At 70.5% G+C, this 14,554-nt stretch carries 13 protein-coding genes; all 13 read left to right on the top strand.

The window, feature by feature from the left end:
* The 13 genes from E6R60_RS21925 to E6R60_RS21860 all read left to right on the top strand — a co-directional run bounded on the left by E6R60_RS21925 (position 1) and on the right by E6R60_RS21860 (position 14,365).
* A complete protein-coding gene (locus tag E6R60_RS21925) occupies positions 1-1,719 on the top strand; it encodes a UDP-N-acetylmuramoyl-L-alanyl-D-glutamate--2,6-diaminopimelate ligase (protein WP_136328328.1) in 1,719 nt (572 codons plus the stop codon).
* A gap of 4 nt (positions 1,720-1,723) precedes the next feature.
* Positions 1,724-3,127: a UDP-N-acetylmuramoyl-tripeptide--D-alanyl-D-alanine ligase gene (gene murF / locus E6R60_RS21920; protein WP_136328327.1), complete on the top strand. Its 1,404-nt coding sequence runs from the start codon at positions 1,724-1,726 to the stop codon at positions 3,125-3,127.
* Positions 3,124-4,194: a phospho-N-acetylmuramoyl-pentapeptide-transferase gene (gene mraY / locus E6R60_RS21915; RefSeq protein ID WP_136328326.1), complete on the top strand. Its 1,071-nt coding sequence runs from the start codon at positions 3,124-3,126 to the stop codon at positions 4,192-4,194. The genes murF and mraY overlap by 4 nt, the downstream gene beginning before the upstream one ends.
* Positions 4,176-5,609, top strand: a complete 1,434-nt coding sequence (gene murD / locus E6R60_RS21910; RefSeq protein ID WP_206309482.1) for a UDP-N-acetylmuramoyl-L-alanine--D-glutamate ligase — start codon at positions 4,176-4,178, stop codon at positions 5,607-5,609. The genes mraY and murD overlap by 19 nt, the downstream gene beginning before the upstream one ends.
* A 112-nt stretch (positions 5,610-5,721) precedes the next feature.
* Complete coding sequence (gene ftsW / locus E6R60_RS21905) at positions 5,722-7,164, top strand: putative lipid II flippase FtsW (protein WP_240802649.1); 1,443 nt, start codon at positions 5,722-5,724, stop codon at positions 7,162-7,164.
* Positions 7,165-7,170: 6 nt separating this feature from the next.
* The gene (murG, locus tag E6R60_RS21900) at positions 7,171-8,265 is read left to right on the top strand and encodes an undecaprenyldiphospho-muramoylpentapeptide beta-N-acetylglucosaminyltransferase (RefSeq protein WP_136328325.1); all 1,095 of its coding nucleotides are present in this window, start codon (positions 7,171-7,173) and stop codon (positions 8,263-8,265) included.
* Positions 8,266-8,315: 50 nt separating this feature from the next.
* On the top strand, positions 8,316-9,110 hold the full coding sequence (locus E6R60_RS21895; RefSeq protein ID WP_136328324.1) for an FtsQ-type POTRA domain-containing protein: 795 nt from the start codon (positions 8,316-8,318) through the stop codon (positions 9,108-9,110).
* Positions 9,111-9,386: 276 nt separating this feature from the next.
* Positions 9,387-10,601: a cell division protein FtsZ gene (gene ftsZ / locus E6R60_RS21885; RefSeq protein WP_136328322.1), complete on the top strand. Its 1,215-nt coding sequence runs from the start codon at positions 9,387-9,389 to the stop codon at positions 10,599-10,601.
* Positions 10,598-11,359, top strand: coding sequence for a peptidoglycan editing factor PgeF (pgeF, locus tag E6R60_RS21880; RefSeq protein WP_136328321.1), 762 nt, complete (start codon positions 10,598-10,600; stop codon positions 11,357-11,359). The genes ftsZ and pgeF overlap by 4 nt, the downstream gene beginning before the upstream one ends.
* Positions 11,360-11,362: 3 nt before the next feature.
* The gene (locus E6R60_RS21875; protein WP_136328320.1) at positions 11,363-12,082 is read left to right on the top strand and encodes a YggS family pyridoxal phosphate-dependent enzyme; all 720 of its coding nucleotides are present in this window, start codon (positions 11,363-11,365) and stop codon (positions 12,080-12,082) included.
* Between the two features lie 125 nt (positions 12,083-12,207).
* Complete coding sequence (sepF, locus tag E6R60_RS21870) at positions 12,208-12,819, top strand: cell division protein SepF (protein WP_136328319.1); 612 nt, start codon at positions 12,208-12,210, stop codon at positions 12,817-12,819.
* 72 nt (positions 12,820-12,891) lie between these two features.
* The gene (locus tag E6R60_RS21865; RefSeq protein WP_136328318.1) at positions 12,892-13,176 is read left to right on the top strand and encodes a YggT family protein; all 285 of its coding nucleotides are present in this window, start codon (positions 12,892-12,894) and stop codon (positions 13,174-13,176) included.
* 49 nt (positions 13,177-13,225) lie between these two features.
* Positions 13,226-14,365 carry a DivIVA domain-containing protein gene (locus E6R60_RS21860; RefSeq protein WP_136328317.1) on the top strand — a complete coding sequence of 380 codons (1,140 nt, stop codon included), beginning with the start codon at positions 13,226-13,228 and terminating at the stop codon, positions 14,363-14,365.
* The last annotated feature ends 189 nt before the right edge of the window (positions 14,366-14,554 follow it).

The raw sequence follows: 14,554 nt of genomic DNA, 5'->3' as shown, positions 1-14,554 counted from the left end.
GTGACAACCATCACCCCCGATCCGGGGAACCGGAACGGGAACCCCCGCACCCCCGCCCCCTCACTTCGCGAGAGGCCGGGTGCGCCCGGTACGCTCACCGCCGTGCCCCACGCTGAACACTCCCGAACCACCCAGAAGGACGCCCCTGTGAACTACCCGGGAGCGCCCCGCCCGGATCGGCTGCGGCCGACCTCCCTGGTGACGCTGGCAGCCCGGCTGGGAGTCGAACCGCCGGGCGACGGCGAAGTCACCGGCATCACCCACGACTCCCGGGCGGTACGCCCCGGGGACGTGTACGCGGCGCTGCCGGGCGCCCGGCTGCACGGTGCCGACTTCACCGTCCAGGCGGCCGGTCTCGGCGCCACCGCCATCCTCACCGACCCGGCGGGCGCCGAACGAGCCGCCGCCACCGGCCTCCCGGTGCTGGTCACCGAGGACCCGCGCGGCCGGATGGGTGAACTCGCCGCCGAGATCTACGGCCACCCCGGCACCGGTCTGCTCCAGATCGGCATCACCGGCACCTCCGGCAAGACGACGACCGCCTACCTCGTCGAGGGCGGCTTCCGCGGCGCCGGACGCGCCACGGGCCTCATCGGCACCGTGGAGATGCGGATCGGCGACGAGCGCATCAAGTCCGAGCGGACCACCCCCGAAGCGACCGATCTCCAGGCCCTGTTCGCCGTCATGCGCGAACGCGGCGTGGACGCGGTCACGATGGAGGTCTCCAGCCACGCCCTGGTCCTCGGCCGGGTCGACGGCTGCGTCTTCGACGTCGCCGTCTTCAACAACCTCAGTCCGGAACACATGGAGTTCCACTCGGACATGGAGGACTACTTCCAGGCCAAGGCGCGGCTGTTCACCCCGCAGCGCAGCAGGCTGGGCGTCCTCAACTACGACGACGAGTACGGCCGCAGGCTGGTCACCGAGGCATCCGTGCCCGTCACCACCTTCTCCGCCGAGGGCCACCCGGACGCCGACTGGCGGGCCGAGGACGTCGAGGTGGGCCAGCTCGGCTCCACCTTCACCGTCGTCGGGCCCAAGGGCGAGCGCGCCGCGGCGCGGGCCCCGCTGCCCGGCCCGTTCAACGTCGCCAACACCCTCGCCGCGATCGTCACCCTCGCCGTCGCCGGGATCGACCCGCAGACCGCGGCCGACGGCGTCGCCGCCGTGCCCGGCGTGCCCGGCCGGCTGGAACGGGTCGACGCCGGACAGCCGTACCTCGCGCTCGTCGACTACGCGCACAAGACCGATGCCGTCGAGTCGGTGCTGCGCTCCCTGCAGAAGGTCACCGAGGGCAAGCTGCACATCGTCCTCGGCTGCGGCGGCGACCGCGACACCACCAAACGCGGCCCGATGGGCGCCGCCGCGGCCAGGCTCGCCGACACCGCCGTGCTGACCTCCGACAACCCCCGCTCCGAGGACCCGCTCGGCATCCTCGCCGCGATGCTCGCGGGCGCCGCCGAAGTGCCCGTGCACGAACGCGGTGACGTCCTGGTCGACGCCGACCGGGCCGCCGCCATCGCGGCCGCCGTCGGCCGCGCCGGACCCGGCGACACCGTGCTGATCGCCGGCAAGGGCCACGAACAGGGCCAGGACGTCCACGGAGTGGTGCGCCCCTTCGACGACCGCGTGGTCCTGCGCACGGCCATCGAGCGGTCCCTGGCACGCGAGAACTCCACCCACCGTGCGCCCACCCACGAGAACAACAGTCAGGGATGACCAAGTGATCGCCCTTTCCCTTGCCGAGATCACCGAAATCGTCGGCGGGCAGTCGTACGACATACCGGATCCGGCCGTAACCGTCAGCGGGCCCGTCGTCATCGACTCCCGGCAGGTGAAGCAAGGCAGCCTCTTCGTCGCGTTCGCCGGTGAGCGGGTCGACGGCCACGACTACGCGCAGCGCGCCGTCGAGGCGGGCGCGGCCGTCGTGCTGGCCGCCCGCCCCGTCGGCGTTCCGGCGATCGTCGTCGACGACGTGGTGGCGGCGCTCGGCGCGCTCGCCCGTGCCGTCGTCGGACGGCTCGGCACCACCGTCGTCGCCCTCACCGGATCCGCCGGCAAGACCTCCACCAAGGACCTGATCGCCCAGCTCCTGGAGCGCAAGGGCCCGACCGTCTACCCGGCCGGGAACCTCAACAACGAGATCGGCCTCCCGCTCACGGCGTTGCGCGCCACCGAGGAGACCCAGCACCTGGTCCTCGAAATGGGTGCCCGCTACATCGGCGACATCCGTTACCTCACCGGGCTCGTCCCGCCCCGGATCGGCCTCGTCCTCAACGTCGGCACCGCGCACATCGGCGAGTTCGGCGGCCGGCAGCAGATCGCCCAGGCCAAGGGCGAGATGGTCGAGTCCCTCCCCGAGGACGGCGTCGCCGTCCTCAACGCCGACGACCCCCTCGTGCGCGCCATGACCTCCCGGACCAAGGCCCGGGTGCTGCTCTTCGGGGAAGCCGCGGATGCGGACGTACGGGGTGAGAACGTCCACCTCACCGAGGACGGACGCCCCGCGTTCAGGCTTCACACACCCACCGGGTGCAGTGATGTGACCATGCGCCTGTACGGTGAGCACCACGTGTCGAACGCGCTCGCCGCGGCCGCCGTCGCCCATGAGCTGGGCCTGTCCGCAGACGAGATCGCCGTGGCGCTCTCCGAGTCGGGCACCCTCTCCCGCTGGCGCATGGAGGTCACCGAGCGTCCGGACGGCGTGACGTTCGTCAATGACGCCTACAACGCCAACCCCGAATCCATGAAGGCCGCGCTGCGCGCGCTGGCCGCCATGGGGAAGGGGCGTCGTACGTGGGCGGTGCTCGGCCAGATGGCCGAGCTCGGCGACGCCTCGCTCACCGAGCACGACGCGGTCGGACGGCTTGTCGTCCGGCTCAACGTCAACAAGCTCGTCGCGGTCGGGGGGAGAGAAGCCTCCTGGCTGCAACTGGGCGCATACAACGAGGGTTCGTGGGGTGAGGAGTCGGTGCATGTGTCCGACGCACAGGCTGCCGTCGACCTGTTGCGCAGTGAACTGCGCCCGGGAGACGTCGTGCTGGTGAAGGCGTCCCGGTCGGTCGGCCTGGAGCAGGTCGTGAGCGCGCTGCTGGAGACGTCCGAGGGCGAGGTCGCCGGCCGATGAGGCAGATCCTCTTCGCGGGGGCCATCGGGCTCTTCCTGACCCTGGTCGGTACCCCGCTGCTCATCAAGCTGCTGGCCCGCAAGGGATACGGGCAGTTCATCCGGGACGACGGCCCCCGCAGCCACGGATCGAAGAAGGGCACGCCCACCATGGGCGGCATCGCCTTCATCCTGGCGACGGTCATCGCGTACGTCCTGGCCAAGGTGATCACCGGCGAGGAGATGCGCTTCTCCGGTGTGCTGGTCCTCTTCCTGATGGCCGGTATGGGGCTCGTCGGCTTCCTCGACGACTACATCAAGATCGTCAAGCAGCGTTCACTGGGTCTGCGGGCCAAGGCGAAGATGGCCGGCCAGCTGATCGTCGGCATCGCCTTCGCGGTGCTCTCGCTCCAGTTCGCCGACGCCCGCGGCAACACCCCCGCCTCCGACAAGCTCTCGTTCGTCGAGGACTTCGGCTGGTCGATCGGCCCGGTGCTCTTCGTGCTCTGGGCGCTCTTCATGATTCTCGCCATGTCCAACGGCGTGAACCTGACGGACGGTCTGGACGGTCTGGCCACCGGTGCGTCGGTGATGGTCTTCGGCGCGTACACCTTCATCGGGCTCTGGCAGTTCCAGGAGTCCTGCGCCAACGCGGCCACCCTCACCAACCCGAGCGCCTGTTTCGAGGTCCGGGATCCGCTCGACCTCGCGGTCGTGGCCTCCGCACTCATGGGTTCCTGCTTCGGCTTCCTGTGGTGGAACACCTCGCCCGCCAAGATCTTCATGGGCGACACCGGTTCGCTCGCCCTCGGCGGCGCACTCGCCGGACTGGCGATCTGCTCCCGCACCGAGTTCCTGATGGCGGTGCTCGGCGGCCTCTTCGTGATGATCACGATGTCCGTCGTCATCCAGGTCGGCTCGTTCAAGATGACCGGCAAGCGCGTCTTCCGGATGGCACCGCTCCAGCACCACTTCGAACTCAAGGGGTGGTCCGAAGTCCTTGTCGTGGTCCGCTTCTGGATCATCCAGGGCATGTGCGTGATCGTCGGCCTCGGCCTCTTCTACGCAGGATGGGCAGCCAAGAAGTGAGCAACGTGGACTGGCAGGGCAAGCACGTCACGGTCGCCGGACTCGGAGTCTCCGGGATCCCGGCGGCCCGGGTGCTGCACGGCCTCGGCGCCGTCGTCACCGTCGTCAACGACGGGGACGACGAGCGCTCGCGCGGCCAGGCCGCGGAGCTGGAGGCGCAGGGCATCACCGTGCGCCTCGGCGACGGGGCCACCCTGCCGAAGTCCACCGAGCTCATCGTCACCACCCCGGGCTGGAAGCCCGGCAAGCCGCTCTTCGCCGCGGCCGCCGAGGCGGGCGTCCCCGTCTGGGGCGACGTCGAACTCGCCTGGCGGCTGCGCGGACCCGGGGCCGCGCCCTGGCTCGCGGTCACCGGCACCAACGGCAAGACCACGACGGTACGGATGCTCGCCTCGATCCTGGAGGCCGCCGGACTGCGCACCGCCGCCGTCGGCAACATCGGCGTCTCGCTCCTGGACGCGGTCCTCGGCGACGAGACGTACGACGTCCTGGCCGTCGAGCTCTCCAGCTACCAGCTGCACTGGTCGTCGTCGCTGCGCGCCCACTCCGCGGCCGTCCTCAACCTGGCCCCCGACCACCTCGACTGGCACGGCTCCATGGAGGCGTACGCCGCCGACAAGGGCCGGATCTACGAGGGCAACACGGTCGCCTGCGTCTACAACGTGGCGGACGCCGCCACCGAGGACCTGGTGCGCGAGGCGGACGTCGAGGAGGGCTGCCGGGCGATCGGCTTCACCCTCGGCGCCCCCGGACCCTCCCAGCTCGGGGTCGTCGACGGCATCCTCGTCGACCGCGCCTTCGTGACGAACCGGCAGAAGCAGGCCCAGGAGCTCGCCGAGGTCGCGGACGTGAACCCGCCCGCCCCGCACAACATCGCCAACGCCCTCGCGGCCGCGGCGCTGGCCCGCGCCTTCGGCGTGGAGCCCGCCGCCGTACGGGACGGGCTGCGGGCCTTCCGACCCGACCCGCACCGCATCGAGCACGTCGCGGACGTCGCCGGGGTGGCCTACGTCGACGACTCCAAGGCCACCAACACCCACGCCGCCGAGGCGTCCCTGGCCGCCTACGACCCGATCGTCTGGATCGCCGGAGGACTCGCCAAGGGCGCCACCTTCGACGAGCTGGTGACCGGGTGCGCGGGACGCCTGCGGGGCGTCGTGCTGATGGGCGCCGACCGGGCGCTCATCCGCGAAGCCCTCGCGCGACACGCGCCCGAGGTCCCGGTCACCGAGCTCGACCGGACCGACACTGGGGCGATGTCCGAGGCGGTCCGCGAGGCGGCACGGCTCGCCCGGCCGGGAGACACCGTACTGATGGCCCCGGCCTGCGCCTCGATGGACATGTTCGTCAATTACAACAAGCGGGGCGAGGCCTTCGCGGACGCCGTCCGCACACTGGCCGCCGAGAACGCCTGACGGGCGCGGCCTCCGCGCCGTACCGTCCCGGAGCACCCGGGTGCGTACGGCCGTGCCGGGCGGGCCCTCGGCACAGCGGCCCCGGGCACGAGCAGTGGAGGGGACAGGGACCATGCCGGCCGAAGAGAGCTCTGCCGCACGCGGCAGGGACCGCTCACGGGCGACCTCGGCGATCAGCCGGGCGCTCCATCCGCCCCTCCTCGCGACAGGAGGCGCTCCGCTGCCCGCCGGCCTCGCCCTGCGCGTGCGGCCCCCCGCGGGCGCCCCGCGGCCCGCTGTGGCCCGCTCCAGGACCTCCGGGGGCCCCCGCTCCCCCCGGGGCGGCGGGGCGCGGCGGCTGTACGAGCAGGCGCGCCGGGCGTGGGACCGCCCGCTGACCGCTTACTACCTGATCCTGGGCGCCGGACTGCTCATCACCGTGCTCGGCCTCGTGATGGTCTACTCCGCCTCGATGATCAAGGCGTTGGAACTCGGCAAGCCGGGCACGTACTTCTTCCGCAAGCAGTTCCTCGCCGCCGTCATCGGAGCGGGGCTGATGGCGGCCGCCGCCCGGATGCCCGTGAAACTGCACCGGGCCCTGTCCTACCCCCTGCTGATGGGCGCCGTCTTCCTGATGGTGCTGGTCCAGGTGCCGGGGATAGGGATGTCGGTCAACGGAAACCGCAACTGGCTCTACCTGGGCGGCCCCTTCCAGCTCCAGCCCAGTGAGTTCGGCAAACTGGCCCTCGTCCTGTGGGGGGCCGACCTGCTCGCCCGCAAACAGGACAAACGGCTGCTGACCCAGTGGAAGCACATGCTCGTGCCCCTGGTCCCGGTCGCCTTCATGCTGCTGGGGCTGATCATGCTCGGCGGTGACATGGGCACTGCGATCATTCTCACTGCCATCCTGTTCGGACTGCTCTGGCTGGCCGGAGCGCCGACCCGGCTGTTCGCCGGAGTGCTCGGCTCCGCGGGGCTGATCGCCTTCCTGCTGATCAAGACCAGTCCCAACCGGATGTCCCGGCTCGACTGCATGGGGGCCAGTGAGCCCGGGCCCGGCGGCTCGTGCTGGCAGGCGGTGCACGGCATCTACGCCCTGGCGTCCGGTGGATGGTTCGGATCCGGGCTCGGTGCAAGTGTGGAAAAATGGGGCCAACTACCCGAACCACACACGGACTTCATCTTCGCCATCACCGGGGAGGAACTGGGGTTGGCGGGGACGCTGTCGGTACTCGCCCTCTTCGCGGCCCTAGGCTATGCGGGTATCCGCGTGGCCGGACGCACGGAGGACCCCTTCGTGAGGTACGCAGCGGGAGGTGTGACCACCTGGATCACGGCCCAGGCCGTGATCAACATCGGTGCGGTGCTCGGCCTGCTGCCGATCGCCGGTGTCCCGCTCCCGCTGTTCTCCTACGGGGGGTCGGCCCTGCTGCCGACCATGTTCGCCGTCGGGCTGCTGATCGCGTTCGCGCGAGCGGATCCCGCCGCGAAGGCCGCCCTGGCCATGCGGAGGCCCGGGGTGAGATGGAAGACGATGAGACGGCGCGTCAAGAAGCGTCCGTCCGGAGAGCGGTGAATTTCGGTGCATGTCGTACTCGCCGGTGGGGGGACCGCCGGCCACATCGAGCCCGCGCTTGCCCTCGCGGACGCACTGCGCAGGCAGGACCCGAGCGTGGGAATCACCGCTCTCGGCACGGAGCGCGGACTCGAGACCAGGCTCGTACCCGAGCGGGGGTACGAACTCGCCCTGATCCCGGCCGTACCGCTGCCGCGCAAGCCCACCCCCGAACTCATCACCGTCCCGGGCAGGCTGCGCGGCACCATCAAGGCCGCCGAGCAGATCCTGGAGCGCACCAGGGCCGACTGCGTGGTCGGCTTCGGCGGCTACGTGGCGCTGCCCGGCTACCTCGCCGCCAAGCGCGCCGGAGTCCCGATCGTGGTGCACGAGGCCAACGCCCGGCCGGGCCTGGCCAACAAGATCGGTTCGCGGTACGCGCACGGGGTCGCCGTCTCCACCCCCGACAGCAAGCTGCGCGGCGCCCGCTACATCGGCATCCCGCTGCGCCGCACCATCGCCACCCTGGACCGGGCCCGCGTCCGCCCCGAGGCGCGAGCCGCCTTCGGGCTCGACCCCAACCTGCCCACGCTGCTGGTCTCCGGCGGCTCGCAGGGCGCCCGCCACCTCAACGAGGTGGTCCAGCGGGTCGCACCGCTGCTCCAGCGGTCGGGGATCCAGATCCTTCACGTGGTCGGCCCGAAGAACGAAATGCCGCGCGTCGACAACATGCCCGGGATGCCGCCCTACATCCCGGTACCGTACGTGGACCGGATGGACCTCGCGTACGCCGCGGCCGACATGATGCTCTGCCGCGCGGGCGCGATGACCGTCGCCGAACTCTCCGCCGTCGGGCTGCCCGCCGCCTACGTCCCGTTGCCGATCGGCAACGGCGAACAGCGGCTGAACGCCCAGCCGGTGGTCAACGCCGGCGGCGGACTGCTGGTGGACGACGCGGCGCTCACCCCCGAGTGGGTGCAGGGCAACGTGCTCCCGGTGCTGACGGATCCGCACCAGCTGTACGAAATGTCCCGCGCGGCCGCCGAGTTCGGCCGCCGGGACGCCGACGATCTGCTGGTCGGCATGGTGTACGAGGCGATCGCCGCACGCCGAGGCGCGTGAGGCGGACGGGTCCGGGGGCGGCGCCCCCGGACCCGGCATAAGGAGCGAGCGTGGCCGGACCGACGACCGCCCAGCGCGGCACAGGGCAGCAGAAGGACAACCGGGACCGCCCGCCGCGCCCGCGTGCGGAGGGCCGCCGGATGTCCCGGCGCACTCTCCTGATCGTGATCGCCGCGGCCGTGCTGCTGCTCGGCTCCGGCGCCGTCTGGGCGCTCTACGGCTCCTCCTGGCTCCGTGCCGAACAGGTCCGGATCACCGGGGTCGACGTGCTGGCACCGGCCGAGGTGGAGGCCGCGGCGGCGGTGCCGATGGGCGCCCCGCTGATCTCCGTCGACACGGACGCCGTGGCCGCGAGGTTGCGCCAGAAGCTGCCTCGTATCGACTCGGTGGATGTCGTACGGTCATGGCCGCACGGCATCGGACTTAAAGTGACCGAACGACAGCCGGTCCTGCTGATGAAAAAGGGTGCGAAGTTCACCGAGGTCGACGACGAAGGCGTGCGTTTCGCCACGGTGGACAAAGCCCCCGGGCGGGTGCCCCTGCTGGAACTCGCACCGGGTCAGTCCGCGAGCAAGCGGCGGTTCGGGGGCGACCGCCTGGTGCGGGAAGCGGTCCGGGTGGCGGGCGACCTTCCGGACGCGGTCGCCAGGGAGACGCGGGTCGTGCGGGTCGTCTCGTACGATGCGGTCTCGCTGGGCCTCACCGGGGACCGCACGGTGATCTGGGGGAGCAGCGAAGAAGGCGTGGTGAAGGCGAAAGTCCTCACCGCTCTCATGAAAGCCTCTCCCAAAGCAGGACACTTCGACGTGAGCGCGCCCACCGCTCCTGCGGTGTCGGGTAGTTGACGCACATTTGGCCTGGCCAGCACCCTGGTTGGTCAGCGCTACGGGTGATCACATAGGGTGAAAAGAAAAACGGGAGGTTCGGCGTGTTCATTGAACGTGCGCCACTTGTCGACTTAGTGTCCTGTTCGGAAGAGTCCATGAAGCAGACACACTGGTAACCCTAAACTTCAACGTTAGGGTTTGGGTCGGCGTTCGGACCGTCCCAATCGGCATCCGTCGTCGCGGCGGGACTACCGCCAAGCGACGACACGTAACTCGAGGCGAGAGGCCTTCGACGTGGCAGCACCGCAGAACTACCTCGCAGTCATCAAGGTCATCGGTGTCGGCGGCGGTGGTGTCAATGCCATCAACCGAATGATCGAGGTCGGTCTCAAGGGCGTCGAGTTCATCGCGATCAACACGGATGCGCAAGCCCTGTTGATGAGCGACGCCGACGTCAAGCTCGACGTCGGTCGTGAACTCACCCGCGGCCTCGGCGCCGGGGCGAACCCGGCCGTCGGTCGCAAGGCGGCAGAGGACCACCGTGAAGAGATCGAGGAGGTCCTCAAGGGGGCCGACATGGTCTTCGTCACCGCAGGAGAAGGCGGGGGCACCGGCACCGGTGGCGCACCCGTCGTCGCCAATATCGCGCGTTCGCTGGGCGCCCTGACGATCGGTGTGGTCACCCGCCCGTTCACCTTCGAGGGCCGGCGTCGCGCGAACCAGGCGGAGGACGGCATCGCCGAACTCCGCGAAGAGGTCGACACCCTCATCGTCATTCCCAACGACCGGCTGCTGTCCATCTCGGACCGCCAGGTCAGCGTGCTCGACGCGTTCAAGTCGGCCGACCAGGTCCTGCTCTCGGGCGTCCAGGGCATCACCGACCTCATCACCACCCCGGGCCTGATCAACCTCGACTTCGCCGACGTCAAGTCGGTCATGTCGGAAGCCGGATCGGCGCTCATGGGCATCGGATCGGCCCGCGGCGACGACCGCGCGGTGGCCGCCGCGGAGATGGCGATCTCCTCGCCGCTCCTGGAGGCGTCCATCGACGGCGCCCGCGGTGTCCTGCTCTCCATCTCCGGCGGCAGCGACCTCGGTCTCTTCGAGATCAACGAGGCCGCCCAGCTGGTGAGCGAGGCGGCGCACCCCGAGGCGAACATCATCTTCGGTGCGGTCATCGACGACGCGCTGGGCGACGAGGTCCGGGTCACCGTGATCGCGGCGGGCTTCGACGGCGGACAGCCGCCGGCCCGCCGGGAGAACGTCCTGGGGGCGAACTCCACCAAGCGCGAGGAGCCCGCTCCGCCGGTCCGGGCCGCCGAGCCGGTGCGCCAGACGAGCGGACTGGGTTCCGTGCCTCCCCGCGAGGAGCCGCCGGTCCAGGCCGAGCCGGTTCCGGTGGCGCATGAGAGCCACGTTCCGCCGGCCGCGCCGCCGCACGTCCCGCCGGCCCGTCCCTACCAGGACTCCCAGGCCGAAGAGCTGGACGTACCGGACTTCTTGAAGTGATAGATCCGCACCATTCAGTGAGCAAGAAGGATTCTGTTTCCTCGGACGGCGGCGCTCACTTCTCCTTCACCGACAGGTGGGGCGGGGTGAGCGCCGCTCCGTACGCGGAGCTCAACCTCGGCGGCGCGGTCGGTGACGACCCCGCCGCCGTCCTGGCCAACCGGGAGCGGGCCGCCCTGGCCCGCGGATTCGATCCGGCGCGGGTCGTCTGGATGAACCAGGTCCACGGGCGGGACGTCGCCGTGGTCGACGGCCCCTGGGGCGATGCCCGCGAGATTCCCGCCGTGGACGCGGTCGTGACCGCCCGGCGCGGACTCCCGCTCGCGGTCCTCACCGCCGACTGCACCCCCGTACTGCTCGCCGACCCGGTCGCCGGAGTCGTCGCGGCGGCCCACGCGGGCCGTCCCGGCCTGGTGGCCGGAGTCGTCCCCGCCGCGGTCGGGGCCATGGTCCGGCTCGGCGCGGACCCCTCCCGGATCATCGCCCGCACGGGGCCGGCCGTCTGCGGCCGGTGCTACGAAGTGCCGGCCGCCATGCGGGACGAGGTCGCGGCGGTCGTCCCCGCCTCGTGGTCCGAGACCAGCTGGGGCACCCCGGCGGTGGACGTCACCGCCGGAGTCCACGCGCAACTGGCGGACCTCGGCGTCACCGACCGGCTGGCGTCGCCTTTCTGCACCCTCGAATCGGGCGACCACTTCTCGTACCGACGCGACCGCACCACCGGGCGGCTCGCCGGATATGTCTGGCTGGAGGGATAGGGCATGACGGATCGTAAGACGCAACTCGCCGCAAATCTGGCACGGGTGGAGGAACGCATTGCTTCCGCCTGTGCCGCCGCCGGCCGCAAGCGGGAGGAGGTGACCCTCATCGTGGTCACCAAGACCTACCCCGCGAGCGATGTGCGGATCCTGCATGAACTCGGTGTGCGCCATGTCGCGGAGAATCGTGACCAGGACGCGGCCCCCAAGGCCACCGCATGTACGGATCTGTCCCTCACATGGCACTTTGTCGGTCAATTGCAGACGAACAAGGTCCGTTCCGTGGCGAGTTATGCCGATGTCGTGCAGTCCGTGGACCGTACGAAGCTGGTGACCGCCCTCTCCGCCGCGGCCGGCCGCGGCGGGCGTGAACTCGGGTGCCTCATCCAGGTCGCGCTCGACGCGGAGAGCGGCGAGCGGGGGGAGCGCGGCGGTGTCGCGCCCGACGGGATCGAGGAGTTGGCTGACGCGGTCGCGTCCGCGCCCGGCTTGCGGCTGGACGGCCTGATGACCGTCGCGCCGCTCGCCGGACCGTTCGCGGGAAGGCAACGTGCCGCGTTCGACCGGCTGATGGAATTCTCATCCCGGCTGCGCGGGAACCATCCGGCTGCGAACATGGTCTCCGCAGGGATGAGTGCGGACCTCGAGGACGCGGTTGCGGCCGGTGCGACACATGTGCGCGTCGGTACTGCGGTACTCGGAGTCCGACCCGGGCTCGGGTAACGTCGCCAAGCAAGTCGGACCACAGCAGAAAATATGGTCATTACCGCCTATGGCGGGCAGGCCACCGTGGATCGCGGGCACTTGGTGACAGATGCCGATCCACCACAGAGCGGAGGACTCAGAGCATGGCCGGCGCGATGCGCAAGATGGCGGTCTACCTCGGCCTCGTGGAGGACGATGGGTACGACGGTCCGGGGTTCGACCCCGACGACGAATTCGAACCCGAGCCGGAGCCCGAGCGCGACCGGCGCCGGCATCAGCCCGCGCATCAGGTGGAGCGGGAGCGGGACGAACCGGTACGAGTGGTACAGCCTCCGGCCCAGCGGGAGCCGGTTCAGATCCCGGCGGAGCGAGAGCGACCCGCCCGGATCGCCCCCGTGGCATCCATCACACCTGAACGCCCGAACATGGAGAAGAACGCACCGGTGATCATGCCCAAGGTCGTGTCCGAGCGGGAGCCGTACCGCATCACCACACTGCACCCCAGGACCTACAACGAGGCCCGTACCATCGGGGAACACTTCCGTGAGGGCACTCCGGTGATCATGAATCTCACGGAGATGGACGATACGGACGCGAAGCGACTTGTCGACTTTGCCGCAGGACTCGTCTTCGGCCTCCATGGCAGCATTGAACGTGTGACGCAGAAGGTGTTCCTGTTGTCGCCTGCTAACGTCGATGTCACGGCGGAGGACAAGGCCCGCATCGCAGAGGGCGGATTCTTCAACCAGAGCTGAGAACACGACACCGGGAACGACCCGGCCGCGAGGCCGGAGCTACGAGAGCCAGGGGAGAGGGAAGCGCGAAGGATGGGCGTCGCACAAAGTGTTGTCTACATCGCGTTGATGTGTTTCCTCATCGTGCTGATCTTCCGGCTGGTCATGGACTACGTCTTCCAGTTCGCACGTTCATGGCAGCCGGGCAAGCCGATGGTGGTGGTCCTGGAGGCGACCTACACGGTCACCGATCCACCGCTCAAGCTCCTGCGGCGGTTCATCCCGCCGCTGCGTCTCGGGGGCGTGGCACTCGACCTGTCCTTCTTCGTTCTGATGATCATCGTTTCCATCCTGATCAGCATCGTGACCAGGCTGTGAGCGATACGGTCCTGCCGACTGCCGACGACTACGTAGAGGTGAAGAAGAGATGCCGCTGACCCCCGAGGACGTGCGGAACAAGCAGTTCACGACGGTCCGCCTCCGAGAAGGCTATGACGAGGACGAGGTTGACGCCTTCCTCGACGAGGTCGAGTCCGAGCTGACCCGCCTGCTCCGTGAGAACGAGGACCTGCGCGCCAAGCTGGCCGCCGCCACGCGTGCCGCCGCGCAGAACCAGCAGCAGCAAGGCATGCGCAAGCCGGAGCCGCAGGACCGTCCCGGTGCACCTGTGCCCGCCGCCATATCTGGTCCGCCGGTCCAGCAGCAGCCCCCGCAGATGGGTCCCCCCCAGCTGCCCGGTGGAGCTCCTCAGCTGCCGGCCGGTCCCAGTGGCCACGGACCCCAGGGTCCGCACGGCCCCGGTCCGCAGGGCCCGCACGGCCCCGGCCCGATGCAGGGCGGTCCCATGGGCGGCCCGATGGGCGGCCCCATGGGTCACAACCCGCAGCAGCAGCAGATGCAGCAGATGCAGCAGCAGCAGCCGCCGCAGATGCAGCAGCAGGGCCCCGGCGGCGACAGCGCCGCCCGTGTCCTGTCCCTGGCGCAGCAGACCGCCGACCAGGCGATCGCGGAGGCCCGTTCCGAGGCCAACAAGATCGTCGGCGAGGCGCGCAGCCGTGCCGAGGGCCTGGAGCGCGACGCGCGTGCCAAGGCTGACGCGCTGGAGCGGGACGCGCAGGAGAAGCACCGCGTGGCGATGGGCTCGCTGGAGTCCGCCCGCGCGACGCTGGAGCGCAAGGTCGAGGACCTGCGCGGCTTCGAGCGCGAGTACCGGACCCGTCTGAAGTCCTACCTGGAGAGCCAGCTGCGTCAGCTGGAGACCCAGGCCGACGACTCGCTGGCTCCGCCGCGGACGCCGGCTGCCGCCTCGCTGCCGCCGTCGCCCTCGCTGGCCCCGGCCGGCGCCGGCGCCATGGGTCACACCATGGGCGGCAACCACGGCGGTCACGGCAACCAGCAGATGGGCGGCAACCCGTCCATGGGCGGTGGGCCCTCCTACGGTGGCCAGCAGCAGATGTCACCGGCGATGACCCAGCCGATGGCGCCGGTGCGGCCGCAGGCGCCGCAGCCGATGCAGCAGGCGCCGTCGCCGATGCGCGGGTTCCTGATCGACGAGGACGACAACTGAGCGGTGCGCGCTCGCTGAGCGCGTAGCCGTCGGCAGGCAAAGGGCCGGGCCCCGGGGATTCCCCGGGGCCCGGCCCTTTGCCGTGGCCCGGGGGCCGGAGGCCGGTCCTTTGCCGTGGGCCGTGGGCCGTGGGCCGTGGGCCGTGGGCCGTGGGCCGTGGGCCGTGGGCCATGGGCCGCTGCGCGGGGC

It is taken from the genome of Streptomyces sp. A0642, assembly GCF_004795105.1.
GTDB lineage: Bacteria > Actinomycetota > Actinomycetes > Streptomycetales > Streptomycetaceae > Streptomyces.
This window is presented reverse-complemented; position numbering and strand designations above follow the sequence as displayed.

What these genes read in the sequence shown, in the direction of transcription:
- mraY (WP_136328326.1), top strand. Translation starts at nt 3,124, where the DNA reads ATGAGGCAGATCCTCTTCGCGGGGGCCATCGGGCTCTTCCTGACCCTG.
- murD (WP_206309482.1), top strand. Translation starts at nt 4,176, where the DNA reads ATGGGCAGCCAAGAAGTGAGCAACGTGGACTGGCAGGGCAAGCACGTC.
- ftsW (WP_240802649.1), top strand. Translation starts at nt 5,722, where the DNA reads ATGCCGGCCGAAGAGAGCTCTGCCGCACGCGGCAGGGACCGCTCACGG.
- E6R60_RS21875 (WP_136328320.1), top strand. Translation starts at nt 11,363, where the DNA reads ATGACGGATCGTAAGACGCAACTCGCCGCAAATCTGGCACGGGTGGAG.
- sepF (WP_136328319.1), top strand. Translation starts at nt 12,208, where the DNA reads ATGGCCGGCGCGATGCGCAAGATGGCGGTCTACCTCGGCCTCGTGGAG.
- E6R60_RS21865 (WP_136328318.1), top strand. Translation starts at nt 12,892, where the DNA reads ATGGGCGTCGCACAAAGTGTTGTCTACATCGCGTTGATGTGTTTCCTC.
- E6R60_RS21860 (WP_136328317.1), top strand. Translation starts at nt 13,226, where the DNA reads ATGCCGCTGACCCCCGAGGACGTGCGGAACAAGCAGTTCACGACGGTC.